At 49.1% G+C, this 23,613-nt stretch carries 20 protein-coding genes; 10 read left to right on the forward strand and 10 right to left on the reverse strand.

All coding sequences use genetic code 11. The annotated features are described in order from the left end of the window. Nucleotides 1-33: 33 nt before the first annotated feature. The 3 genes from ispE to HMPREF3047_RS10065 are packed head-to-tail and all read right to left on the reverse strand — an operon-like array spanning nucleotide 34 to nucleotide 3,394. Nucleotides 34-882: a 4-(cytidine 5'-diphospho)-2-C-methyl-D-erythritol kinase gene (gene ispE, locus HMPREF3047_RS10055; protein WP_070585735.1), complete on the reverse strand. Its 849-nt coding sequence runs from the start codon at nucleotides 880-882 to the stop codon at nucleotides 34-36. An 8-nt stretch (nucleotides 883-890) separates the two neighbouring features. After that, nucleotides 891-1,475, reverse strand: coding sequence for an outer membrane lipoprotein LolB (locus tag HMPREF3047_RS10060; protein ID WP_070713910.1), 585 nt, complete (start codon nucleotides 1,473-1,475; stop codon nucleotides 891-893). A gap of 56 nt (nucleotides 1,476-1,531) precedes the next feature. Continuing rightward, nucleotides 1,532-3,394 carry a tetratricopeptide repeat protein gene (locus HMPREF3047_RS10065; RefSeq protein WP_070713911.1) on the reverse strand — a complete coding sequence of 621 codons (1,863 nt, stop codon included), beginning with the start codon at nucleotides 3,392-3,394 and terminating at the stop codon, nucleotides 1,532-1,534. 175 nt (nucleotides 3,395-3,569) lie between these two features. Here HMPREF3047_RS10065 and HMPREF3047_RS10070 point away from each other — a divergent pair, with 175 nt between their 5' ends. Next, nucleotides 3,570-4,154 carry a CoA pyrophosphatase gene (locus HMPREF3047_RS10070; protein WP_070713915.1) on the forward strand — a complete coding sequence of 195 codons (585 nt, stop codon included), beginning with the start codon at nucleotides 3,570-3,572 and terminating at the stop codon, nucleotides 4,152-4,154. A 74-nt stretch (nucleotides 4,155-4,228) separates the two neighbouring features. Here the strand turns inward: HMPREF3047_RS10070 and cysG are convergent, their stop codons facing one another. Continuing rightward, nucleotides 4,229-5,626, reverse strand: coding sequence for a siroheme synthase CysG (gene cysG, locus HMPREF3047_RS10075; RefSeq protein ID WP_070713917.1), 1,398 nt, complete (start codon nucleotides 5,624-5,626; stop codon nucleotides 4,229-4,231). Nucleotides 5,627-5,926: 300 nt separating this feature from the next. Here cysG and aroA point away from each other — a divergent pair, with 300 nt between their 5' ends. Then, on the forward strand, nucleotides 5,927-7,219 hold the full coding sequence (gene aroA, locus HMPREF3047_RS10080) for a 3-phosphoshikimate 1-carboxyvinyltransferase (protein WP_070713920.1): 1,293 nt from the start codon (nucleotides 5,927-5,929) through the stop codon (nucleotides 7,217-7,219). A gap of 147 nt (nucleotides 7,220-7,366) precedes the next feature. After that, complete coding sequence (recA, locus tag HMPREF3047_RS10085) at nucleotides 7,367-8,413, forward strand: recombinase RecA (RefSeq protein WP_070713923.1); 1,047 nt, start codon at nucleotides 7,367-7,369, stop codon at nucleotides 8,411-8,413. Between the two features lie 96 nt (nucleotides 8,414-8,509). Here the strand turns inward: recA and fghA are convergent, their stop codons facing one another. Continuing rightward, the gene (gene fghA, locus HMPREF3047_RS10090; RefSeq protein WP_070585700.1) at nucleotides 8,510-9,358 is read right to left on the reverse strand and encodes an S-formylglutathione hydrolase; all 849 of its coding nucleotides are present in this window, start codon (nucleotides 9,356-9,358) and stop codon (nucleotides 8,510-8,512) included. 496 nt (nucleotides 9,359-9,854) lie between these two features. Here fghA and HMPREF3047_RS10095 point away from each other — a divergent pair, with 496 nt between their 5' ends. After that, nucleotides 9,855-11,567 carry a proline--tRNA ligase gene (locus HMPREF3047_RS10095; RefSeq protein ID WP_070714217.1) on the forward strand — a complete coding sequence of 571 codons (1,713 nt, stop codon included), beginning with the start codon at nucleotides 9,855-9,857 and terminating at the stop codon, nucleotides 11,565-11,567. 66 nt (nucleotides 11,568-11,633) lie between these two features. On the opposite strand, the gene pflA is transcribed toward HMPREF3047_RS10095, so the two are convergent. From pflA to HMPREF3047_RS10120, 5 genes are all read right to left on the reverse strand, one after another. Next, nucleotides 11,634-12,440, reverse strand: a complete 807-nt coding sequence (pflA, locus tag HMPREF3047_RS10100; protein WP_070713925.1) for a pyruvate formate lyase 1-activating protein — start codon at nucleotides 12,438-12,440, stop codon at nucleotides 11,634-11,636. A gap of 139 nt (nucleotides 12,441-12,579) precedes the next feature. Further along, nucleotides 12,580-14,865, reverse strand: a complete 2,286-nt coding sequence (gene pflB / locus HMPREF3047_RS10105; protein ID WP_070713929.1) for a formate C-acetyltransferase — start codon at nucleotides 14,863-14,865, stop codon at nucleotides 12,580-12,582. A 303-nt stretch (nucleotides 14,866-15,168) separates the two neighbouring features. Next, nucleotides 15,169-16,467 (reverse strand): adenylosuccinate synthase, encoded by a 1,299-nt coding sequence (locus HMPREF3047_RS10110; RefSeq protein ID WP_070585699.1) that lies wholly within the window; start codon nucleotides 16,465-16,467, stop codon nucleotides 15,169-15,171. A gap of 43 nt (nucleotides 16,468-16,510) precedes the next feature. Beyond that, nucleotides 16,511-17,668, reverse strand: coding sequence for an ATP phosphoribosyltransferase regulatory subunit (locus tag HMPREF3047_RS10115; protein ID WP_070713935.1), 1,158 nt, complete (start codon nucleotides 17,666-17,668; stop codon nucleotides 16,511-16,513). Between the two features lie 321 nt (nucleotides 17,669-17,989). Further along, entirely contained in the window at nucleotides 17,990-18,793 is an 804-nt protein-coding gene (locus tag HMPREF3047_RS10120) for an outer membrane protein assembly factor BamD (protein ID WP_004519923.1), read from the reverse strand. Here HMPREF3047_RS10120 and rluD point away from each other — a divergent pair. The 6 genes from rluD to HMPREF3047_RS10150 all read left to right on the forward strand — a co-directional run bounded on the left by rluD (nucleotide 18,792) and on the right by HMPREF3047_RS10150 (nucleotide 23,550). Then, nucleotides 18,792-19,916, forward strand: coding sequence for a 23S rRNA pseudouridine(1911/1915/1917) synthase RluD (gene rluD, locus HMPREF3047_RS10125; protein ID WP_070713938.1), 1,125 nt, complete (start codon nucleotides 18,792-18,794; stop codon nucleotides 19,914-19,916). The genes HMPREF3047_RS10120 and rluD overlap by 2 nt on opposite strands. Nucleotides 19,917-19,996: 80 nt before the next feature. Beyond that, nucleotides 19,997-20,767: a peptidoglycan editing factor PgeF gene (gene pgeF / locus HMPREF3047_RS10130; protein WP_070713941.1), complete on the forward strand. Its 771-nt coding sequence runs from the start codon at nucleotides 19,997-19,999 to the stop codon at nucleotides 20,765-20,767. A 120-nt stretch (nucleotides 20,768-20,887) separates the two neighbouring features. Beyond that, a complete protein-coding gene (gene lptE, locus HMPREF3047_RS10135) occupies nucleotides 20,888-21,367 on the forward strand; it encodes an LPS-assembly lipoprotein LptE (protein WP_003680809.1) in 480 nt (159 codons plus the stop codon). Next, nucleotides 21,367-22,368: a DNA polymerase III subunit delta gene (gene holA / locus HMPREF3047_RS10140; protein ID WP_070585694.1), complete on the forward strand. Its 1,002-nt coding sequence runs from the start codon at nucleotides 21,367-21,369 to the stop codon at nucleotides 22,366-22,368. Before lptE ends, holA begins: the two co-directional genes overlap by 1 nt. Before the next feature lie 146 nt (nucleotides 22,369-22,514). After that, complete coding sequence (locus HMPREF3047_RS10145; protein WP_070585693.1) at nucleotides 22,515-22,934, forward strand: hypothetical protein; 420 nt, start codon at nucleotides 22,515-22,517, stop codon at nucleotides 22,932-22,934. Between the two features lie 91 nt (nucleotides 22,935-23,025). After that, nucleotides 23,026-23,550, forward strand: a complete 525-nt coding sequence (locus HMPREF3047_RS10150) for an RDD family protein (protein ID WP_070713944.1) — start codon at nucleotides 23,026-23,028, stop codon at nucleotides 23,548-23,550. Nucleotides 23,551-23,613 lie beyond the last annotated feature (63 nt).

Here is a 23,613-nt window from a genome sequence, read left to right on the forward strand (position 1 = left end):
AGTGTCTTAACCGCTTGACGACTCCCCAACTTACTAAATCATATGAAACAGCGGATGAATATCTAATCCTTCCACACAATAAACTTCATATGATTGAGAAACCTGTTGGTAAATTGTATTTGCTTCCTGATGAGATGCACTTGCTATAAATAAACAAGCCCCTGAACCGGTCATTAATGTATAACCATATTGGGATAACTCAACATAAGCCTTCCAAACTTCAGGATATTCCTGAAACACAACCGCCTGCATATCATTTTGAAACGGCTGTAACGATTGGAAAGTCGGCATTATGCTGGGTTTGGAATCCCGTGTCAAGCCTTCATGTGCAAAAATTTTAGCGGTTGCCACATGGACGGGGGGCTTAACGATAACATACCATTGTTTAGGGACATCTATTTCAGCCAGCTTCTCGCCTACGCCTTTGGCAAAAGCACTTCTTCCAAAAATAAAAAAAGGAACATCTGCACCAAGACTTACGCCTAAATCAATCAGTTGCTGCCTGCTCAAGCCGCATTGCCACCATTGGTTTAAAACCATTAAAACCGTGGCTGCATCAGAGCTGCCGCCGCCCAATCCGCCTCCGGTCGGAATCACCTTATCCAACCAGATTTCGACACCATGCGCCACGCTTGCATATGGCAGTAATAATTTAGCCGCCCGATGAGTCAAGTCTTGCTCAGGCTCAAGCCCTTCTACCGGCGTATGCAGAATAATCTGCCCATCAGTACGCATTTTCAGATGAACGGTATCATATAAGCCGATCAAACAGAAAATACTTTCCAAATTATGATAACCATCGCTCCTGCGGCCGGTAATCCTCAAATCCAAATTTAATTTAGCCGGTGCAGGAAAGGCTTGGATTTCCTCTGAAACAGACATGGTATCCTCTATTTGCGTGCTGCGCATCGGGTTTGTCCATTCTTATCCAAAGAGTGGTTTACCGTATCGAACACCAAGCGGATATTAAACTTGGCATTCTCAAGTTGAAGTGTTTTGGGCTGTCCTGAACCATTTAAAGTACGCGATATTGTCCAGTCAAACTGCTCCAGACGGCCATAAGGCAGGATTTTGTATGGCGCATTGGCAACGCGTTTACCATCAGCCCAAATATGCAGATATTGAACCGGCAAAGCAAAGCCCAAAAGCTGTCTGCTTAATTCCTCAGCCGTTTCCGCCTGATAAACCTTACCCTTACTGTCTACTGCCAATACACCTTCACTGTCTTGACACAGCTGGCCTACGGTATTACCCAGCGGTGTATTGACATCAATGGTTTGAACCGCATTCTGATAAGTCCAGTCGAAATTTGCATAAGAGCCTTTGCCTTCCACTTTGACAGCCAATCGACCGTCTGCACTAAAATCCTGCACCTGCTCTGCTGCTTGCCAACTGTTTTGCTGGGGTAAGTTTGGCTGTGCACAGGCAGCTAAAAGCAATAAGGCTGCAACCGATGATAATTGTTTTACATTCATGGATATCCCTTCATAGGCCGTCTGAAATCAAACGCTTTTCAGACGGCCTTTTGGTTTTATTTGTGTTTTTGAGTATGCGGTTTGCTGGACGTTATACCAAATTTGGACATTGTCTCTTTTAATACTCGGAGATTGTTTCCGCGTTTCAAGCCGTCATTCCAGATTTCTTTGGCCTTGTCTTGGTCTCCAAGCGTCCATAGGACTTCGCCCAAATGCGCGGCGACTTCGGCTTCAGGTTCTTTTTCATAGGCATATTGGATATACGGCAAAGCCATTTGGGCATCGCCTTTAAGATAATAAGCCCAGCCTACACTATCATTAATTGCTGCGCTTTCCGGATCCATTTGATAGGCCGTCTGAACCATTTTGAAAGCCTCGTCCAAATCCTTGCCGTTTGACAACAAGGTATAGCCCAAAGCATTCCAACCATGCGGATTATCCGGATACAGCTCTACCACACGGCGTAAATCGGCAATCGCCTTGCTTGGCTGATTCAGCTTCTCATACACCATCGAACGCTGATACAGCACATTGGCAAGCAACTCTGGAGAAGCTTGGGTTTTCAAGGATTTTTCGGTGGAATTTACCAAGCTGTTCAAAGCGTTCAACGATTCTTGCAGATTGGTATTTTTAGACAATACGAACAAAGCCGTATTCAGCAAATCCCTGGCTTCAAAATAACGTCCTCTTTGCTCGGGCATTTTTTGTGCGCGTTGCACCAATGCCCAAGCCTCTTTATGGTTACCCTGTTTAGCTTCGATGGAAGCAGCCAAAATGGTTTTATCAAACGTATAAGCCGTAGCCGTTACCTTATCCAGCCATTGTTTGGCTTTGGCCAATTCTTCTACATCATTATATGAAACCGCACCAATTAACGCTGCACGGCTGCGCTGCTCTTCCGTGCCGGCTTTATAAGCCTTTTCCAGATAACTGTTTACCGCAGAAATATTTTCCGTCTTGCTGGCGGACAATAAGGCGGCCTGAATATACAAATCAGGGTTTGGATTTTCTTCCAACAAAGTCTGCAAACGCTTAAAAGCCTTATCATTTTGGCCATGGGCGATCAAATTGGCGATATCCAATTCCTGCCAAATCGGAGATAAGGTTTTGGTGTCTGTCTCTTTGAAAAAGCCGTCCAGAATATCAGGATGCCGTTGCGCCATCAGACGCAGGGTAACAAAAGTCGGCGGCAGAATTTCGTTGTCCAACTTGGCCAAGCGTTGCAATGCGGCAATGGCGTGTTTCTTTTGACCGTCTTTTGCACTAAAAATTGCATCCGCAATCGCCGCTTCTGGAAAATCTTTATAATTCAAGGCCGTTTTATGCACCTGTTTGACCGCATCGCTGGTCAGATTCGGCTGTTGGGCTGCGGTTTGCGCCAAAAGCAAGAACACGCGCTTTTGCTCGTCTTCACTACCGCCGGCAATCACCTCGTCCAATCCGCTCAAATTCTTATCGGCTTTACCCAGCAGCAAATTGCGCAACCAAGTCATACGCTTTTGTGTTTCACCAGGCTCAGGCTCGATTTCGCGCCATTTTTGGTAAATGGCTTCAGCCTGTTCAAAGGCATTTAAAGAAACCGCCATCTCCAAAGCGCGTTCGGCCACTTCGGGAGATTTGGTGCGATGCAACGTCAAAATATAAGTAAACAGTGCAGAGGCGGCATCACCCTTTTGCAGAGCCAGTTCTGAATTTAACAAAGTAAAAACCTGCGATGTGCGGTTTTGTATACCCAACAGACGTATCCGCTCCTGCTCACGCTCTTCGGGAGAAAAACGGTCGGCACGGCTTTTCTTTTTTATAATCTTAGCCGATTCAAAAACTGCATTTGAATCGCCGGGCGCGGCGAAAGTTTGTGTAGCAAACAACATCATGACAGCCGCAGCTGCTACTTGAATACGGGATGGGGAAAACAACATAACTATCCTTTTTGAGAACCTGCCGGCATTTTCAGACGGCCTAAGCACTTGCAGAACAGACGCAAAGCTTTATTTATCATTCAGGCATAACTGTAACACACGCACCCTATTTTGTTGACACGGTAACCGTAAACCTTGTGTAATCCTCATCTGCATAAAATGATCAGCGCCAGAAATGAATACCGACCAACTTATCCATTTCCTCACTCAAGCTTCACACTTCAGCAGCCGTATGCAAGCAGAGCGCAATCAATTAGTTACCGCCCACACAGTCAAAGAAGCAGCCGTTTTGGTCGGCATTGTCTTGCATGAAGGAGCGTGGCAAATCTTACTGACCAAAAGGGCCGAGACCTTAAGGCAGCACACCGGACAAATCGCCTTTGCCGGCGGCCGCAAAGATGTTCAAAACGATAACCTAACGGCAACGGCGTTAAGAGAAGCTTATGAAGAAACCGCCATTCCGATTGCCGCATGGCAGACTTTTGCGCCGCTACCCTTTTATGACACGCCCTCCGGCTACCGTGTTACGCCTGTTCCGGCAATTTGCACCCAACCCGTCAACCCCAAAGCCAATCCCGACGAAGTAGCTGAAATTTTTTATCTGCCTTTGGATTTCGCCTTAAACCTGCAAAACTATACATTCCGTCAACTTCATCACAACAATCAAACCCTCGCCCTCCCCGCCCTGCCTTTCCGACGCTACGACATCTGGGGGCTGACCGCAATCATCCTATATGGACTGGCAGAACGTTATCAGTAATATTGCCAAGCTTTTAAATAAGGCAAGGCCGTCTGAAAACCAATATTCAGACGGCCTTGTTTGATCAATCCTCTTTACGCAGCTTCTTCATAGCATTCGACAAATTCCCCAAACCATTTCATCTCATCACGCAGGGCAACCACTTCGCCAATCACCATTAAAGCCGGACGCTCTGCTTCGGCAGCCAGCAAGCCCAAATCTTTCAGACGGCCTGTCCGCACGGTTTGATTCGGTAAAGTCCCATTGGAAATCACGGCAACAGGTGTAGAAGGCTGCCTGCCATAAGCCATCAGTTTTTCCGCAATCTCAGCCGCTTTAAGCGTGCCCATATAGATTACCAGCGTTTGACGGCTTAAAGCCAAAGTCTGCCAATCAGGCTGATTGCCCTCGTGTTTGCTGTGGCCAGTTACAAATAAAGCACTTTGGGCGCAATCGCGATGGGTTAACGGAATACCGGCATAAGCAGTAGCTCCAAGTGCAGCAGTAATGCCCGGCACAATGCGATAGGCGATTCCGGCCTGATGCAGGGTTTGCACTTCCTCCCCGCCGCGCCCGAATACAAAAGGATCGCCGCCTTTCAACCTTACCACGCGCTCGCCTTTTTGAGCGTGTTCAACCAAGAGACGATTGGTTTCTTCCTGCTGAACATGGTGCGCACCGGCGCGTTTGCCCACGCTGATTTTCACCGCATCTTTACGCACCATCGCTAAAATCTCATCCGACACCAAAGCATCGTAAAACACGGTATCCGCAGCCTGAATTGCCTGCAAAGCATGTATGGTCAGCAAGCCCGGATCTCCCGGCCCTGCCCCCACCAAAACCACCTCGCCGCCAAACGGCGTTTCCCGATTCAACTGCGTGATCAATTCACGCTCTGCCGCTTCGATATTGTTTTGAGCCGCAAAAATACTAAAACGGCTGTCGAACAACTTTTCCCAAAAATAACGGCGGCGTTCGACATGATGAATCGTCTGTTTAACCTTTTCTCGCCATTTTCCGGCAATACGCGCCATCGTGCCCGTATGCAGCGGAATCAATGTTTCAATAATCTGCCGCCATTTCCGCGCCAATACAGGCGCAGTACCGCCGCTAGATATGGCTATCTTCAACGGCCCCCTATCTACCACGGCAGGCACGATAAACGAACACAAATCCGCCGTATCCACCGTATTGCACAATTTCGCCCGTTGTTCCGCCGCTTCAAAAACACGGCGGTTAAACCCATCATCATCCGTCGCCGCAATAACGAAATATACCTCGTCCAACATGGCTTCTTCAAACAAGCCGCCCAGCCAAACTATTTTCCCTTCGTCCGCCCATTGCTGAAACTGCATATTCAAAGTTTCCGCAACAACGCGCACGCGCGCTCCAGCAGATAACAGGCTTTCCGCCTTGCGCTCGGCAACCTTACCCGCACCTGCCAGTAAAACAGGGCGGTTTTTCAAATCGGCAAACAACGGATAATGGCTCATGGTCGTGCTCTTACTTTATCAATGATTGTCCGCCGATATTAAAGGCCGTCTGAAAAAATAGGAAAGAATGGTTTCTGATTTTCTTATGGTGTTTGGTTATATACTTGCCACAACAAAATAAGTTATAGCGGCAAACACAAAACAGAAGCAGAAAATTTCAAAATAAACGATTGGGAAATAGTGTAACGATATAAAAATTCATTTTTTCACAAATAAATTGCACCCTCTTCATTTTTCAGACGGCCTCTGCCTGCGTATAATATCGGTCTAATTTACAATTCAAACGAGCTTAGTCCAGCCATGACCGAATCCATCCGCCTGCCCGCTTCTACACTCAAGCCTTCCACCGTTGCCCTGCCCGGCTCCAAAAGCATCAGCAACCGCACGTTGCTCTTGGCAGCACTCTCCGACAACGTTTGCGAAATCCATTCTTTGCTCAAATCCGACGATACCGACCGAATGCTTGAAGCACTCGACAAACTCGGCGTGCAAATTGAATCTTTACCTGAAGGCCGTCTGAAAGTTCATGGCACCGGCGGCCGCTTTCCCAATCCAACCGCCGATTTGTTTTTAGGCAATGCCGGTACGGCATTCCGCCCTTTGACTGCCGCACTTGCCGTTTTGGGTGGCGACTATCATCTGCATGGTGTGCCGCGTATGCACGAACGCCCTATCGGCGATTTGGTCGACGCATTGCGCATTGCAGGCGCGGACGTACAATATCTGGGCAATGAAAACTATCCGCCACTTCAGATCGGCAAACGCCAAGACAACGACGAGCGCGTTATTCCGATTAAAGGCAATGTTTCCAGCCAATTCCTGACCGCCCTGCTGATGGCTTTGCCCCTGACCGGACAAGCATTTGAAATCCACATGGTAGGCGAGTTGATTTCCAAACCTTATATCGACATCACGCTCAAGCTGATGGCGCAGTTCGGTGTGAACATCATCAATGAAGACTACCGTGTATTTAAAATCCCGGCCGGTGCCAAATATCATGCGCCCGAACATTTATATGTAGAAGGCGATGCCTCCAGCGCGTCTTATTTCTTGGGCGCAGGCCTGATTGCGGGTACACCCATCCGCGTAACCGGTATCGGCGCACACAGCATTCAAGGCGACGTTGCCTTCGCCCGCGAACTGGAGAAAATCGGTGCGGATGTCATTTGGGGCGAAAATTTTGTAGAAATTTCCCGTCCTGCCGAGCGCAAGATTCAGGCTTTTGATTTGGATGCCAACCATATCCCTGACGCGGCCATGACTCTGGCTATCGTCGCACTGGCCACCAAACAGCCCTGCGCCCTGCGCAATATCGGCTCATGGCGCGTCAAAGAAACCGACCGCATCGCCGCCATGGCAACCGAACTGCGCAAACTGGGTGCAGAAGTCGTTGAAGAAGCCGAGGCCATTCATATTACGCCGCCCGAAACACTTACCCCCGATGCCGTCATCGATACTTACGACGACCACCGTATGGCCATGTGTTTCTCTCTGGCTTCGCTTTTGGGCGTCCCCGTCATCATCAACGACCCGAAATGTACGCATAAAACTTTCCCCGACTATTTCCAAGTTTTTGCATCATTGACCAACTGATTGATTATTCAACGTTTCAGACGGCCTGTTGCATACAAAAAACACAGGCCGTCTGAAAAATAAAAATAAAACTATACTTTTTCTTAATTTATGCGATAATAGCTAAATAAATTCTTAGCGATTCATATTTCCTTTCGGAGAGAAAACATGTCAGACGAAAAAAGCAAAGCCTTAGCCGCCGCCCTTGCCCAAATCGAAAAAAACTTCGGCAAAGGCTCCATCATGAAAATGGACGGCAGCCAACAGGAAGAAAACCTTGATGTTATTTCCACCGGCTCCCTCGGCGTGGACTTGGCACTCGGCGTCGGCGGTCTGCCCCGCGGCCGCGTGGTTGAAATTTTCGGCCCGGAATCCTCCGGTAAAACCACACTCTGTCTCGAAGCCATTGCCCAATGCCAAAAAAATGGCGGTATCTGCGCATTCATCGATGCCGAGCATGCTTTTGACCCCATTTACGCCCGCAAACTCGGTGTAAAAGTCGAAGAACTCTATCTCTCCCAACCGGATACCGGCGAACAGGCATTGGAAATCTGCGATACATTGGTACGCTCTGGCGGTATCGATATGGTTGTTGTCGACTCCGTAGCCGCACTTGTGCCTAAAGCCGAGATCGAAGGCGAAATGGGTGACAGCCACGTCGGCCTGCAAGCCCGCCTGATGAGCCAAGCCTTACGCAAACTGACCGGCCACATCAAACGCACCAATACATTGGTTGTTTTCATCAACCAAATCCGTATGAAAATCGGCGTGATGTTTGGCAGCCCTGAAACCACAACCGGCGGTAACGCGCTCAAATTCTACGCCTCCGTCCGCCTCGACATCCGCCGTACCGGTCAGATTAAAAAAGGTGATGACGTCATTGGTAACGAAACCAAAGTCAAAGTCATCAAAAACAAAGTTGCGCCTCCATTCCGTCAAGCCGAATTCGATATTCTTTACGGCGAAGGCATCAGCTGGGAAGGTGAATTGATCGACTTGGGGGTCAAACATAACATCGTTGAGAAATCCGGTGCATGGTACAGCTACAACGGTGCAAAAATCGGCCAAGGTAAAGACAATGTACGCGTTTGGCTGAAAGAAAATCCTGATATCGCCAACGAAATCGATGCCAAAATCCGTGCAGCAGTCGGTATCAATGTCGATATTACCGAAGGTAAATTAGACGATACCGACGGCGAACGTCCTGAGGAATAAGCCTGTTTGAAATTAAAGGTTACAAAAAGACCAAATAAAGGCCGTCTGAAATCCGACCATTAATCGGATTTCAGACGGCCTTTTATTTAATATAGTTTAAAGCCCTAATGCCTGAGCGTGAAACTCAATATGCGAATCGATAAAACTGGCAATAAAGAAATAGTCATGCCCATAGCCCGGACGTACTTTATATTGGATATTGAAACCTTTTTCACGCGTTGAGCGGACAAACCCTTCTGGTTGCAGGACTTCAGGATATAAAGTATCTTCACTGCCGACATCGATCAAAACAGGCAATTTATGCGAGGCCATCTGAAGCAGCTCTGTACTGTCATAGTATTTCCATGTTTCCATGTTTTGACCCAAATAAGCTGAAAATGCCTGCCTGCCGCCTTCCGTATCGATTGGATGACATAAAGGCGCAAAGGCAGAAACCGCAGCATATCGGCCGGGATGCTTCAAAGCCAAATGCAGCGCGCCATGCCCGCCCATGCTGAAACCTGCAATGCTGCGCTCTTTCGTTACCGGAAAATGATGCTCGATCAAATCAGGCAATTCTTGGCTGATATAGCTTTCCATTTGATAATGCTGCGCCCAAGGTGCTTCAGTTGCATTGACATAAAATCCGGCGCCCTGTCCAAGATAATGCTCTTCACTGTCGGCAACATGCTGACCGCGTGGCGAGGTATCCGGAAAAACCACAATAATATTCCATTGTGCCGCAAAACGTTGGATTCCGCTTTGCCGAACCAATTCAGAACCATCACTATTTAAGCCGGAAAGAAAATATAAAACAGGTGCGGGATAGCCTTTTAAGACTTGTGGCGGTAGATAGACATCAAATACCATATCCGTCCGGCAAGTTTGAGAAAAATGGCGGTAACGTTCCTGATGCCCGTTAAACATCTTTCTGCGTTCCAGCAAATGCAATTCTGAATTTTTCATTTTATTCCTTGTAAGGAAACAACAATAAGCAGAATGTTAGCGCAAAACCTGCCCATCGTGTTGTTGCACCATCTTTTTAAGGTGCCCCAATCTGCTTTAAACAAGGCTTGCCAATCATGCGAAATCATTACGCCGACAGCATTTAAAATCTATACACAATCTCTGTGGATAAATCTGTTGATAAGCTTTGGGTAATCGTAAAATTTTCTTTAGGAACAAACTAAGTCTTAAATTGACTAAAATTTAATCAAATAAAATATAATAAAATCAAATAGTTATATTTATAAGATTTTACTATAATCATACAGTGAAAATTTATAGGTAAAACAAGGTTATGCGGCTTTGTGCATAAATTAGGGTTGACATCCCTAAAAATCGCCCCGAATCAAAAGCTGCGTAAAATAACGGCCGATTTCATCAGATGCCATTCAAAAGACGCGCGGCCATACATTTTGCGTTACAATACGCACTTATTTTTAAGAAAGAAAAATACGCCATGAAAGCCTCCCAGTTCTTCATTTCTACCCTTAAAGAAGCTCCTGCCGAAGCCGCACTTGCCAGCCACAAGCTGATGATTCGTGCCGGCTTGATCAAAGCCAACGCATCCGGTCTTTATACTTGGATGCCGATGGGCCTGCGTGTATTGCGCAAAGTTGAAAATATTGTGCGTGAAGAAATGGCCCGCGCAGGTAGCGTGGAGCTGCTGATGCCGGTGGTACAACCTGCCGAACTGTGGCAGGAATCCGGCCGCTGGGAGTTTTACGGTAAAGAACTGCTGCGTCTGAAAGACCGTCATGACCGCGATTTCTGCATGGGTCCGACTTGCGAAGAAGTCATTGCCGACATCGTGCGCAAAGAAGTCAACAGCTACAAACAACTGCCGAAAAACTTTTACCACATCCAAACCAAATTCCGCGATGAAGTGCGTCCGCGCTTCGGCGTGATGCGTGCGCGCGAGTTCGTCATGAAAGATGCTTATTCCTTCCATGCCGACTATGCCTCGCTTCAGACGACCTATCAAGATATGTACGACGCTTACTGTCGTATCTTTACCCGTCTGGGCTTGGAATTCCGCCCCGTCGCCGCAGACACCGGCAGCATCGGTGGTACCGGCTCTCACGAATTCCAAGTATTGGCAGAGAGCGGCGAAGACGTTATTGCATATAGCGACACTTCTGATTACGCCGCCAATATCGAATTGGCACCTACCTTGCCACTTAAAGGCGAACGCGCCGCTGCTCATGCCGAGTTGACCAAAGTACATACACCAAACGTCAAAACCATTGAGTCTTTGGTTGAATTCCTCAATATTCCGGTTGAACAAACCCTCAAATCCATCGTGGTTGAAGGCGAAAACGAAGGCGAACTCATCCTGCTGCTGTTGCGTGGCGACCATGAATTTAACGACATCAAGGCAGAAAAACTGGCCGGCGTGAAATCACCGCTGACCATGGCAAGCCCTGCCGCGATTGTTGAACAGTTCGGTGCAAACGGCGGCTCTCTCGGCCCTGTCGGCTTCAAAGGTAAAGTCTATGCCGATTTCGCCACCGAAAAAGGCGCAGACTGGGTTATCGGCGCGAACGAAGACGACTACCACTATACCGGCTTCAACTTCGGCCGAGATGCTGCTGAGCCTGAATTTGTCGATTTGCGCAATGTCATCGAAGGCGATATCAGCCCTGACGAACAAGGCCGTCTGAAACTGGCGCGCGGTATTGAAGTCGGCCATGTCTTCCAATTGCGCGACAAATATACCCAAGCCATGAATGTCAGCTTCTTGGATAATAACGGCAAATCCCAAATCATGGAAATGGGCTGCTACGGTATCGGTATTACCCGCGTTGTTGCCGCCGCCATCGAGCAAAACAACGACGAAAAAGGCATTGTTTGGACCAAAGCAATGGCGCCGTTTGAAGTCGTTATCGTGCCGATGAACTACAAAAAATCAGAAGCTGTACGCGAAGCCGCCGACAAAATCTATGCCGAGCTTTTGGCTGCCGGTGCAGATGTATTGTTGGATGACCGCGACGAACGTGCGGGCGTATTGCTGAATGACTCCGAGCTGTTGGGTATTCCTCACCGCATCGTGATCGGCGATCGCGCCTTAAAAGAAGGCAATGTCGAATATGCCGAGCGCCGTGATAATCAGGCTCAAGCCGTTGCGGTATCAGAAGTTGTCGCCAAGGTTTTGGCCGCATTGAACGCTTAGGTTTTTTTCAATAATGAAAAGGCCGTCTGAAACTGATTATTTCGTTTCAGACGGCCTTTTTCTGTTTTAATAAATAATATTTTTTCCGTAGCTCTCTAATATTTCTTTGATTTTCAAAATGGTTTCTTTAGGCGGCGGATGTACGCCTTTTAATTTGTATTCGTCGCCGCACAAAGCCCATTTGTGTGCGCCCAATTCGTGATACGGCAAAAGCTCGACCATTTCTACATTATCCATATTCCCAATAAACTCGCCCAATAAATGCGCTGAACGCTCATCATCGGTATAACCGGGAACAACCACATAGCGCACACGCGTCGGCTGATTGCGTTCGGCAAGATAGCGCGCGAATTTCAGCGTTTTGGTATTGGGAATACCGACAAGTACTTTATGAATTTCAGGATCGATTTGTTTTAAGTCGAGCATGACCAAATTGGTATGATCAAGCAAATCATCCAAAATCGAATCATAGTGCAAGGCATAGCCATTGCTGTCGAGACAAGTATGGATATCGTGTTCCCGACAGGCCGTAAACCAGTCGCGCACAAACTCATATTGCAATAATGGCTCGCCGCCTGTTGCCGTTACGCCTCCGCCTGTCGCACGCAGATAATGACGATAGGTCATGACTTGCTTCATCACGGTTGCCACATCCAATTCCTGCGCCTGCTCGGTATGCAAATCCCAAGTATCGCGATTATGGCAATAAAGGCAACGCATCAGGCAACCTTGCAAAAAGAGCACGTAGCGCAAACCCGGACCATCGACAGCACCGCAAGATTCAATCGAATGAATAATGCCTTTGCCGTTATAGTGACGGTGGCCAAGGTCTTTCAGTTCCGGCTCGGGGGTAATGGCAAAAGTCGTGGACATAGTGTTCGGCTCAAAAATGTTTTTGCTTATATGGATTGTACGATAATAAAGGCCGTCTGAACATTTCAGACGGCCTCGGAGCTTTGTTTCAAAACAAACCAAACGCAAATTTAGCTTCTGGTTTGTTTCTCAACCCGGATTACATGGTTTCTGTGAACGTACGGGTAATCACGTCAAGCTGTTGTTCGCGGGTCAGCGAGTTAAAGCGAACCGCATAACCGGACACTCGAATAGTCAACTGCGGATATTTCTCCGGATTGTGCATTGCATCTTCCAAAGTCTCACGATTCAATACGTTGACGTTCAAGTGTTGACCGCCTTCCAAAATACCGTCTTCATGGTGGAAATAACCGTCCATCAAACCGGCAAGGTTGCGTTCGCGAGAATGCTCGTCTTTACCCAATGCGCCAGGAATAATGGAGAAGGTATAGGAAATACCATCTTTGGCAAACTCAAATGGCAGTTTGGCTACGGAAGTCAATGAAGCGACCGCACCGTTGACGTCACGGCCGTGCATTGGGTTTGCACCCGGACCAAACGGAGCGCCTGCACGGCGGCCGTCTGGAGTATTACCGGTTTTCTTACCGTAAACAACGTTGGAAGTAATGGTCAGTACGGACTGAGTCGGAGTGGCGTTGCGGTAAGTTTTGTGGGTTGCCACTTTTTTCATGAAACGTTCAACCAAATCGCAGGCGATATCGTCAACGCGGTCATCGTTGTTACCAAATTGTGGGTATTCGCCTTCGATTTCAAAGTCAACGGCAATGCCGTTTTCGTCACGAATCGGTTTCACTTTGGCGTATTTAATGGCAGACAGGGAGTCGGCAGCCACAGACAGACCGGCAATACCGCAAGCCATCGTACGGATCACATCACGGTCATGCAGCGCCATCAACGCGGCTTCGTAGCTGTATTTGTCATGCATGTAGTGAATGATGTTCAACGCGGTAACGTATTGGGTTGCCAACCAATCCATGAATTTGTCCATGCGCTCAAAGACAGTGTCGTAGTCCAAAACTTCGTCCATAATCGGCTCGGTTTTCGGACCAACTTGCTCTTTAGATTTTTCATCCACGCCGCCGTTGATTGCGTACAGCAGGGTTTTTGCCAAGTTGGCACGGGCGCCGAAGAACTGCATTTGTTTGCCGACAATCATCGGGCTGACGCAGCAGGCAATAGCATAGTCATCGCTATTGAAGTCAGGACGCATCAAGTCGTCGTTTTCGTATTGGATAGACGAAGTGTCGATGGATACTTTGGCGCAGAATTCTTTAAAGCCTTGCGGCAGTTGTTCTGACCACAATACAGTGATGTTTGGCTCAGGAGACGGGCCCATGTTGTACAGGGTGTGCAACACGCGGAAGTTGGTGCGTGTTACCAAGGTACGGCCGTCCAAGCCCATACCTCCGATGGATTCGGTTGCCCAAATCGGGTCGCCGGAGAAGAGTTGATCGTATTCCGGAGTACGCAGGAAACGAACCATACGCAGTTTCATCACCAAGTGGTCAATGAATTCTTGCGCTTGGGTTTCGGTAATCACACCGTTTTTCAGGTCGCGTTCGATGTAGATGTCCAAGAATGAAGATACACGGCCGAAAGACATCGCCGCACCGTTTTGAGATTTAACGGCAGCGAGGTAGGCAAAGTAAGTCCATTGGATGGCTTCTTGTGCATTTTTTGCAGGGCCGGAAATGTCGTAGCCGTAAGAAGCCGCCATTTCTTTCATTTGACCCAAGGCTTTGTATTGTTCGTTGATTTCTTCGCGACGGCGGATGACTTCTTCCAAGTCCACACCGTTTTCCAAATCGGCTTGCAGTGAGTTGAACTGGTTGAGTTTGTCTTTCATCAAGAAGTCGATACCGTACAATGCCACGCGGCGGTAGTCGCCGATAATACGGCCGCGGCCATAAGCATCCGGCAGGCCGGTAATCACACCTGATTTACGGCAGCGGCGGATGTCGGGCGTATAAACGTCAAATACGCCTTGGTTGTGGGTTTTGCGATATTTGGTGAAAATTTCGCTGACTTCAGGATTCAATTCAACGTTGTACACTTTGCACGCATCTTGTACCATTTTCAAACCGCCAAACGGCATGATAGAGCGTTTCAAAGGCTCGTCTGTTTGCAGGCCGACGATGGTTTCCAAATTTTTGTCGATATAGCCTGGAGCATGGCTGGTAATACCGGAGACGATTTGCGCGTCGATTTTATACGGCTCGTGCGTACGGTTTTCAACCTTGATGCCTTCCATCACTTCCGCCCACAGCTTGGTTGTGGCTTCGGTTGCTGGTGCCAAGAAAGAGGCATCGCCTTCATATGGCGTGTAGTTTTTTTGAATAAAATCGCGGACATCTACGTTGGTTTCCCAGTTGCCACCGACAAAACCTTCCCAAGCGGCTGGACGTTGCTGAACATCATTTGACATATCAAGCTCCTAATTTTATTGAAAATATAGACTGTAAATTTTCTAAAAGGATAACATCAATACCCATTTATTTACAGGGGTTTTTGTGAAATAAAATTACAGATTTGGTTTTTCTTGATTTACGTCAATGAGAATAATTGTTACTTGGTACTACAGCGCAGTTTCTAAACATTCGCACTTAAAAACGGCGTAGAATATAAAATTCAGCCCCGAAGACAGGTGTTCTTCAGGGCTGATTTTTTATTGCATTGCATATATAAAGGCCGTCTGAAACATTCAGACGGCCTTTATTCACTTCATCAATTAAGCAAACGGATGGTGCAGAACGATGGTTTCTTCACGATCAGGACCGGTTGAAACAATAGCCACAGGCGCACCGCAAACTTCTTCAATACGTTTCAGATAAGCTTTAGCGTTTTCAGGCAGCTTGTCGTACTCTTTCACGCCAAAAGTCGACTCGCTCCAACCCGGCATGGTTTCGTAAATCGGTTTGCAGGTTTCCACCGCATCGGAGCCGCAAGGCAGAATGTCGGTTTTGCTGCCATCAGGCAATTCATAACCTACGCAGATATTGATGTTTTCAATACCGTCCATCACGTCCAGCTTGGTGATGCACATGCCGGAAATGCCGTTAACTTGAATAGAGCGTTTCAGAGCAGCCGCGTCAAACCAGCCACAACGACGCGCACGACCGGTTACAGAACCGAATTCATGGCCGCGTTCAGCCAAACCTGCGCCCACTTCGTCAAACAATTCAGTCGGGAATGGACCGGAACCCACTCGGGTGGTATAGGCTTTAACGATACCCAAGACGTAATCCAGCATTTGCGGACCTACGCCTGCACCGGCAGATGCGGCACCTGCCAAGCAGTTGGAAGAAGTGACAAACGGATAAGTACCGTAGTCGATATCCAGCAACGTACCTTGCGCGCCTTCAAACAACAGGCTTTCACCTTTACGGTTTTTCTCGTTCAAAACACGGGAAACATCGGTAATCATCGGCGTAATGCGCGGTGCAACTTTTTCAATGACCGCCATCACGTCTTCAACTTTTACCGGCTCGGCATTGTGCAGGTGTTGCAACTGAACATTGTAATAAGCCAAAACAGCTTCCAATTTTTCAACCAGTTTTTCAGGGTGCAACAAGTCCACCACGCGAATCGCGCGACGGGCAACTTTATCTTCATAGGCTGGGCCGATGCCGCGACCGGTTGTACCAATTTTGCTTTTACCGCGGGAAGCTTCGCGTGCTTGGTCAAGCGCAATGTGGTAAGGCAGGATCAATGGGCAGGTCGGCGCAATTTTCAGACGGCCTTCAACGTTTTTCACACCGGCGGCGTTCAATTCGTCGATTTCACCCAGCAATGCTTCAGGAGAAACGACAACACCTGAGCCGATGAAGCAGTCCAAAGTCTCATGCAAAATGCCGCTTGGAATCAGGCGCAAAATGGTTTTTTTGCCACCGACAACCAAAGTATGGCCGGCATTGTGGCCGCCTTGGAAACGTACTACACCGCTGGTTTCTTCCGCCAGCCAGTCAACAATCTTACCTTTGCCTTCATCACCCCATTGGGCACCGATTACGACAACATTTTTAGCCATAGCCATCTAACCTTATTTCAGATACAAAATTTCAAAATAAAACTCAATCGTTCAAAGCGATTACTTTCCAAACGCCGTCTACCTGTTTCAGACGGCCTGTAACCTCTTCCGAACCGTTATAGCCGATACCGTAATCGATAACGACACATTGTCCTTGTTCGCGCAAAGCATCTACCGCTTCTTGAGCCGCAGGCATGTCTTTTACATCGACAGCCACCACGGATTCCCGTCCGATAGCAGGAAGGCGGCCGATGAAGCTGCGCAAATCAAAACTGAATCCAGCAGCAGGACGCGCGCGTCCGAAGTATCCGCCCAATCCGTCATAACGGCCACCACGTGCCACGGCATCATAAAGATTTGAACCATAAGCCGCGTAAAGCAAGCCGGTGTGGTAATTGTCAACGCGCAGTTCCGACAAATCGATATGCACTTTTTGATTTGGGAACGCATCGCATACTGCCTGCAATTCATCCAGCGCCGCACTGACTGCGGATAATTCAGGTAATTTCTCACGGGCCAAAGTCAGCACTTCGCGACCGCCGTACAGTCGGGGCAACAGTGAAAACGCTTTTGCCCACATGCCATCGAGTTTCCACTCTTTGACCAACTGGCTGACAGCCTCGGCATCTTTGTCCTGCATCGATGACAGCAGGATTGCCGATTGCTGCTCATCCAAATGCGCGGCATTTGCTAAAGCACGGAATACGCCAATATGGCCCAATGAAAGCAAGACCTCGCCCATGTCGGCGATCTTCATGCTTTTCAGCATCAAATCAATCAATTCAATATCCGCTTCAATACCTTCCAAGCCGTACATTTCCGCACCGGCCTGCAAAGGCTCGCGCATATTGAGCAATCCGTCAGGCCGCGCATGAAGCACCGAACCGGCATAGCATAAACGGTTGATGCCTTGATTGGCGGAAAGCAAGTGGGCATCAATGCGCGCCACCTGCGGCGTAATATCCGCGCGGATACCAAGCTGGCGACCGCTGAGCTGATCGACGACCAAAATGGTTTTCAAAGACAAACCAGCATCGATATGCGTCAATAAGGAATGGCTGTATTCCATCAACGGCGGCTGCACCAATTCGTAACCATGCACGCGGAACAAAGCCAACAGCCGCTCACGGGCGCTTTCCAATTGTCGCGCATTGGTCGGCAATACGTCGGCGACGTGTTCAGGAAGCTGCCAAGACTTCATGAGAATCTACCTCTGTTTTTTGTAAACACAAAGGGCTGCTTAAATTTAAAACCAAATCAGCCTGACAACTGAAATTTTCCTGAATGCATCGACAGAACATCCGATGCGGCTTCAACAAAACTGATTTTAAATTTAAACAGCCCCTGAGTGACGGCTTCAAACCGTCGAGTTATTAAAATCAGACTTTACCATATTAAAACAAATTTTGCACCCTGTTTGCAGGAAACGTAAAAAAACATTAAAAACAAAGGCCGTCTGAAAACCAAATGCATAGATGCATCATTTTCAGACGGCCTTATTCATGCCTGAACAACCCGACGCTTAACGCCAGTAACGCCACCAAGGCATATCGTCAGATCGCCATTCGTGTTGCAAGAACGGGCTTTGCGGGAAGTTGGTTTCCAAAACGCGGCGTGTATCGGCGGCCAGTTGCGGCTTGTCCAGTTTTTTGTACGCCAATTCCATCATCGCCAAAGCTTCTTCGACATAACGGGTATTTTGGTAACGGCTGACGATTTTTTGCGCACGGTTGGCCGCTGCAACATAAGCACCGCGTTTCATGTAATAACGCGCCACAGACATTTCGTTACCGCCCAAAGCGTCCACCAGCTTGGCCATGCGTTCGGTTGCATCGGCAGCGTATTTGCTGTTTGGATAACGTTGCACCAGCTCGGCAAACGCCTGGTAAGCATCGCGGTTGGCTTTCGGGTCACGGTCGGACCAGTCTTGGGAAGCCAGCTTGTTTAAGAAAGACTGGTCTTCGTTAAACAGGACCAAACCTTTCAAGTACAGCGCATAGTCCATATTCGGATGTTGCGGATGATGGCGTTGGAAGCGCGCGATGGCAGCCAAGGCTTTTTCCGGCTCATCGTCTTTATAATAGGCATACGCCGTATCCAACTGGGACTGCTGTGCATAGCGGCCGTTTGGAAAACGGGATTCTAAAATTTCGTATAACTTGACAGCTCGCGTATAATTGTTGCTGTTCAACTCGTCTTGCGCTTCGGCATAAAGCTTTTCCACACTCCAATCTTGAGTAATTTGGGCGTCTTTATCGATTGTGCCTTTATTTGCGCAGGCACTCAGTGCCAAACCTAAAGAAACTACTAAAAGAATTTTTTTCATGCAGAATACTTCCTTTGATAACGAAGCCGATTATAGCGATGATTTAGACTTTCCGTCATCCCCCGAAACAGAAAGTTGTGTTAATTTGACCGTTCCGCTCGAAATGGCGGGCGGAAGGCTGGATGCCGTATTGGCCAAACTCATGCCCGACTACTCGCGCAGCCGCCTGAGTTCGTGGATTAAAGAGGGTGCAGTCATTGTAAACGATAAGCCCGCGCAACCCAAAGATAAAATGATAGGCGGTGAATTGATTGCCGTTACGGTACGTCCGAGCGAAGAAAACCTCGCGTTCACGCCCGAACCGATGGATTTGGACATTATTTATGAAGACGATACTGTCATCGTCATCAACAAACCGGCCGGATTGGTCGTCCATCCTGCCGCAGGCAACTGGAGCGGCACCCTGCTCAACGGCCTGTTGGCGCACTGTCCCGAATTAAGCCAAGTGCCGCGTGCGGGCATCGTACACCGTTTGGACAAAGAAACCAGCGGTCTGATGGTGGTCGCTAAAACCCTGCCGGCGCAAAACTCATTGGTTCAGCAGCTTCAAGAGCGCACAGTCAAACGCATTTACCGCGCAGTCGCCAACGGCATTGTTCCTTTCAACGGCAAAATCGAAACCCAAATCGGCCGCGATCCGCACAACCGCCTGAAAATGGCAGTCGTCAAATTCGGCGGCAAACCTGCCATTACCCACGTTAAAGTGTTGGAACGTTATCTGGCGCACAGCTACATCGAATGCTCGCTCGAAACCGGCCGCACGCACCAAATCCGCGTTCATATGCGCGAAGCCAACCATCCGCTGGCCGCCGACCCTGTTTACGGCAACCTGCGCCACCCATGCAGCGACGCGGTTAAAGAAGCCATCAAAGCCCTCGGCGCGCGCCAAGCCCTGCATGCCTACCGCTTGAGCTTTGTACACCCGAAAACTGGCGAAACCGTTTCCTTTGAAGCGCCTATGCCTGACGATATGTACCACCTGCTTTCCGTCCTGCGTCTGGAAGCCGGTTTGGATTCGTCCCTAAGCAACGAGGAAGAATGGCAAGAGAAATTCGGCATGGACGATGACGATGATTGGAATGAAGACGACTACGATGTCGAAGTCGTTTATGTAAGGGATTAAACCCATTTTTCAGACGGCCTAAAATATTATTTGAGGCCGTCTGAAATCAATCCGTTCCAATATTCAGCGATTCAAAGATTATGAAAACCATCACAGATACCCTAAACCTTGCCTCGCAAGGCAAGAATTTTTTGACTGCCGACTGGCCTGCCCCTGCCAATGTTAAAACGCTTATTACCACGCGCAACGGCGGTGTCAGCGAAGGTGTGTACCACAGCCTGAATGTCGGCTCACACGTCGGCGACAATTTGGAAGCCGTGCTCCGCAACCGTGAAATCGTACAGGAACAAGTTGGCCTGCCCGTTGCCTACCTTAATCAAATCCACAGCACCATTGTTGTGAACGCAGCCGAAGCGTTAGGCAATACGCCCAACGCCGATGCCTCGGTTGATACGACGGGTACGGTCGCCTGCGCTTCGATGACTGCCGATTGCCTGCCTGTCTTGTTTTGCGACAAAGCAGGGATAGTCGTTGCGGCGGCTCATGCAGGCTGGCGCGGTTTGGCCGGTGGCGTTTTGCAAAATACCATTGCGGCAATGAATGTCGAGCCGCTGGAAATCATGGCCTATCTCGCCCCTGCCATCGGCCCTGATGCGTTTGAGGTGGGGCAAGATGTATTTGATGCGTTTTGCACACCTATGCCGGAAGCTGTCGATGCGTTTGAAGACATTGGCGGCGGCAAATATCTTGCCGACATTTACGCTTTGGCGCGCATGGTTCTGCACCGCGAGGGCGTGAACATGATTTATGGCGGCACCCATTGCACCGTCTTGGAACGCGATACTTTCTTCTCCTACCGCCGCGACGGACAAACCGGCCGCATGGTCAGCCTGATTTGGTTGGAAAAATAAGATTTGCACCATCAAAGACAAGGCCGTCTGAAATACTTTCCGTTTACGGTTTCAGACGGCCTAAACATTATTCGTTATAATCCGACGATACCGTAACCGGTTTCAACGAAGGAATATCCAATGAAAAAAATCCTATTGCCTGCACTCGCCCTATTGCTTGCCTCTTGCGGTTTCCACCTGAAAGGCACAGGCGTGACTTCGCAGCCGCTGCCTTATCAAAACTGGCATGTAGAAGGCGGAGCCGTCATGCAAAAAGCGCTGGAAAATGCCTTACGCCGTGCCGACGGTCATCCGGTTAGCGAAGCCGAATCACAAATCACCCTGCGCGTTGTCGACTTTCAAAAACGCCGCGACATCTACACCATTACCCGCGCCGCCGCAATCAACGAATACCTGCTGGCCATGACCGTCAAAGCCCAAGCCTTCCGCAACGGCGAGCCGGTTGGCGAACCGATGGAAGTCAAGGTTCACCGCACCATGGACTACGCCGACAGCGAAGTTTTGGGTAAACAGGAAGAGGAAGAAACCATTTGGTCTGAAATGCGCATCGACGCTGCAGATCAAATCGTCCGCCGCCTGACTTTCCTGAAGGCACAATAATGGCTGCCGCGCCCATTGAGAGCCTGCGCCCTGATACGCCGCTCAAACCGTTGTACATCATCCACGGCGAAGAGGATTTGTTGCGCATCGAGGCTTTGGATACGCTGCGCGCAGCCGCAAAAAAACAAGGTTATCTCAACCGCGAAGTTTATACCGCCGAAAACAATTTTGACTGGAACGAGCTGTTGCACAGTGCCGGCAGCGCAGGTTTGTTTGCCGATTTGAAACTACTGGAAATCCACATTCCCAACGGCAAACCCGGTAAAAACGGAGGCGATGCCCTGCAAGCCTTCGCCGAACGCCTGCCCGAAGATACGGTTACGCTCATCCTCCTGCCCAAGCTTGAAAAAACGCAAATCCAGTCCAAATGGTTTTCCGCATTGGCGGGCAAAGGCATCGTCTTAGAAGCAAAAGCCGTTGCGCCACATGCTTTGCCGCAATGGATACAGGGCCGTCTGAAACAGCAGGGTTTGGATATCGAACCTGAAGCACTCGCCCTTTTTGCCGAGCGCGTCGAAGGCAATCTTTTGGCCGCCCGTCAGGAAATCGAAAAACTCGCCCTGCTCCATCCACAAGGCCATTTAATCAATATTACCGACGCAGAAGCCGCAGTTGCCACCGTCGCCCGCTTCGACGTATTCCAACTGGCAGGCGCATGGATGAAAGGCGATGCCCTGCGCGTTTCCCGTTTGCTGGACGGTTTGGAAGAAGAAGGCGAAGAGCCGGTTTTGCTGTTGTGGGCGGTTGCCGAAGACATCCGCACCCTAATCCACCTGACTGCCGCACTCAAGCAGGGCCAAAACATCCAAAGCCTGCGCAACAGCCTGCGCTTATGGGGCGACAAGCAGACCCTTGCACCGATGGCGGCCAAACGCATTTCCATCAACCGCCTGCTCGACGCACTCAAAACCTGCGCCAAAATCGACCGCATCATCAAAGGCGCGGAAGAAGGCGATGCATGGACTGAGTTCAAACAACTCGTTACCTCGCTGGCCGCTTGAAACCGTTGCCACGTATCAAGAAACTTGCACGTAATACGCCCCAAAAACAGAAAATACTGTAAAATAGCGTAAACTCAAATTCAGGCCGTCTGAACCTCGCATTTCAGACGGCCTCTTCCAGCAAAAAACAAGGAAACACCAACCATATGGATAATAAAACCAAACTTCGCATCGGCGGTCTGGTCCTGCTGACCACTGCCGTATTAAGCCTCATCATCGTTCTGATCGTCGATTCATGGCCGCTTGCCATCCTGTTGGCCGTCATCATCGTGGCCGCTGCCGCAGGCGGTTTCGTTTGGACTTCACGCCGTCAGCAACGCCAATTCCTCGAGCGCCTGAAAAAATTCGACATCGATCCGGAAAAAGGCCGTATCAACGAAGCCAACCTGCGCCGCATGTACCACAGCGGCGGTCAACATCAAAAAGACGCGATTACCTTGGTTTGCCTGTCACAAAAATGTTCCGTTGACGAAGCGCACGCCATCTTCAAAAAACGTCCGACCCGTCAGGAAATGAACCAAATGGCTGCCCAACAGGCACGCGGTCAAAAACGTCCACATCGCTAATCTCGACAGTAACAGGCCGTCTGAACATCCTATCCCGTTTCAGACGGCCTGTTTTTATTTCCATCAAACCCATTTCCGTTTCCATCGCATTATGACCCGTCTTCCTACCGCCCCACTCAAACGCCGCCTCGCCGCACTGGTTTACGAACTTCTCCTGACCGGCGCCGTTACCAGCATTGCCGCCCTTGCAGCCGGTATTGTCGCCATCTTTCTCAATCCTGTTTCCACGCGCCTGTCCATGCTGGCAACCTGTCTGATTCTGTTCTACGCATGGTGGCTCTACTTCCGCACCAACTGGCACAAAAAAGGCCAAACCCTCGCCATGCAGACATGGAAAATCGGCTTAGCCGATAAAAACGATACCCAGCCGCCCCTGCCGCAGCTGCGCCTACGCTTTATTTGGGCCAGCATTTTTATTGTCTTTATTCCCCTGTTTGCCTACGCCGGATTGCGCCATCTGCTCAATATACCACCCAAAGGCGCATTCGGCGCCGCGCTCATTTGGCTCATCCTGCCATGGGGCTTCGCCCTGTTCCATCCCGACCGCCAGTTCCTCTACGACTTCTTGGCCGGAACAAGGCTGGTGGATTTAAATCAGAAGAAAACAAACGAATAAAATTCGCAAGCATCTCAAGCTCTAAATAAAATAAAGGCCGTCTGAAACTCCAGATAAGTTTCA

Origin of the sequence: Neisseria sp. HMSC075C10, from assembly GCF_001815615.1 — a bacterium.
Taxonomy (GTDB): Bacteria; Pseudomonadota; Gammaproteobacteria; order Burkholderiales; family Neisseriaceae; genus Neisseria; species Neisseria subflava_A.